A 2560-nucleotide genomic window follows, 5' to 3' on the forward strand; every position below is an offset into this window, starting at 1 on the left:
CCGAACCCGACCAAGATCGACGGCATGGACCACAGCCTCGACCAGGGCGACGTGGTGATCGCGGCGATCACCAGCTGCACCAACACCTCGAACCCGTCGGTGATGGTCGCGGCCGGCCTGGTCGCCCGCAAGGCGCGGGAGCGCGGCCTGACCCGCAAGCCCTGGGTCAAGACCTCGCTCGCCCCCGGCAGCCAGGTGGTGACGGAGTACCTGACCGCCGCCGGCCTGAATGTCGACCTCGACGCCATCGGCTTCAACACCGTCGGCTATGGCTGCACCACCTGCATCGGCAATTCCGGCCCCCTGCCGGACGAGATCGCCGCCGCGGTCGAGAAGGGCAACCTGAACGTCTCGGCCGTGCTGTCGGGCAACCGCAACTTCGAGGGCCGCATCAGCCCGCATGTGCGGTCGAACTACCTGGCCTCGCCGCCGCTGGTGGTGGCCTACGCCCTGCTCGGCTCGATCGCCAAGGACATCACCACCGAGCCGCTGGGGACGGGCAGCGATGGTCAGCCGGTCTATCTCAAGGACATCTGGCCGACCAGCCGCGAGATCGCCGAGACGATCGAGCATTGCCTGACGCCGGAGATGTTCCGGAGCCGCTACGCCAATGTGTTCGAAGGCCCGCTGGAGTGGCGCAGCATCGACACGGTCGAGAGCGAGACCTACGACTGGGATCCGGGCTCGACCTACGTCCAGTACCCGCCGTTCTTCACCGACATGAAGAAGGAGCCGGAGCCGCTGAACGACATGCGCGGCGCCCGCCTGCTGGCCGTGCTGGCCGACAGCGTCACCACCGACCACATCTCGCCGGCCGGTTCGATCAAGAAGGACAGCCCGGCGGGCGACTACCTGCTGGAGCACCAGGTCCGGCCGCTCGACTTCAACAGCTACGGCGCCCGCCGCGGCAACCATGAAGTCATGATGCGCGGCACCTTCGCCAACATCCGCATCAAGAACGAGCTGGTGCCGGGCGTCGAAGGCGGCTTCACCAAGCACCAGCCCTCGGGCGAAATGCTGCCGATCTACGACGCGTCGATGCGCTACCAGGCCGAGGGCGTGCCGCTGGTCATCATCGCCGGCAAGGAATACGGCACCGGTTCCAGCCGCGACTGGGCGGCGAAGGGCACCCGCCTGCTCGGCGTCAAGGCGGTGGTGGCCGAGAGCTTCGAGCGCATCCATCGTTCCAACCTGGTCGGCATGGGCGTGCTGCCGCTGCAGTTCACCGGCGGCACCACCCGGGCCGAGCTGAAGCTGGACGGCACCGAGCATTTCGACATCCTCGGCATCGCCGAAGGGCTGAAGCCGCGCCAGGAGATGGTGCTGACCATCACCCGCACCGACGGCAGCCGCCAGGACCTCACCCTGCTCAGCCGCATCGATACGCTGGACGAGCTGGAGTACTTCAAGAATGGCGGCATCCTGCAATACGTGCTGCGCAGCATGGTGAAGGACGCCGCGTAAGCCCTTCGCCCCTTCGGATCTCGGAAAAGCCCGGCCTGTGCCGGGCTTTTCTGTTTTTGGGGCCCGGGCCGGAAGATGAGTGGACGGAACACATAATTGAGTCCCCCCTCCCCTTGCGGGAGGGGATAGGGGGAGGGGGTTTTCTCCGATCGGGCGAGCCGTGCCGGCAGAAAAGCAGCTCCTGCCGACAAGACCCCTGGCCATTCGCGCGCGGACGCGCGCAACCCTTCCCCCTGCCCCCTCCCGCAAGGGGAGGGGGAGAGTGAAAGAGAGCCGTCCGGCCTCTCATCATCTTGCCGAGGGTGTGATTTAGCTGCTGTCGTCCGACGGCCCACGCCGCCGGCCCGGTGGGGCGGGCCCGCCGGCCGGGGGATCCCGGTGGGGCGGCGGCTGAACCGGAGGGGCCCCGCCGGCCGGGCCGGATCGTGTGGACAGGGCCGTCCTGGGCCCGTCCTCGGGCCGCGGATCGGGCGGACTCTCCGAGGCCGCAGGGTCGCTTGGGGTGCCGTCCCCGGGTCGCGATGCCGGCCACGCTTGCGGCCAGCGGACCGGGTCAGGGGGCAGGCCCAGGTCGCGGTAGATCCGGGCGATGACCTCGCCGGGGCCGCAGCGGTCGAGCGAGAAGCCGAAATCCGCGAGCTCGGTCAGGCTTTCCCGGTCCGGCGCTTCGGCCGGGTCGGGCCCGTCGTACAGGTCGTCGAACAGATCCTCTTCGTCGTCGAGATCGTCGTCGTCGAAATCATCGCCCTCGGCGTCGAAATCCAGTGTCCGGGCCTCAAGCGCCCGGACCATCGCCTCGACGGCGCGTTGGGATGACCCGGTGGGCGGCCGCGCCGGTCCGGCCGGCAACGCCGTGCCGGCGGCCAGGGCCTCACGGGCCTGCCGCACCCGGCCGAACATCGCCATGGTCAGGCGCACGGCACGCGAGAGACGCATGAAGGCCAGCGTGACCTCGCGGTCGGCCCTGACCCGTGCGGGGGATCCGGCGGGCAGGGCGGCGGCGGTTGCCGCATATCCCTGGTTCAGCTGTTCGGAGATGGAATTGCCGATCCGCGCCAGATCGTGCAGCACCTCCAGCTCCAGCGCCGCCCAATCC

General features: G+C 69.2%; 1 protein-coding gene and 1 pseudogene. One reads left to right on the forward strand and one right to left on the reverse strand.

The window, feature by feature from the left end; translation table 11 throughout:
- Positions 1 to 1464, forward strand: a 1464-nt coding sequence (gene acnA, locus AC3XYG_RS32350) for an aconitate hydratase AcnA (protein ID WP_489144000.1), incomplete at its 5' end; no start/stop codon positions are given.
- A gap of 309 nt (positions 1465 to 1773) precedes the next feature.
- Here acnA and AC3XYG_RS32355 read toward each other — a convergent pair.
- Positions 1774 to 2560: pseudogene (locus AC3XYG_RS32355) on the reverse strand (hypothetical protein); the annotation flags it as partial.

It is taken from the genome of Inquilinus sp. (genome assembly GCF_057815775.1).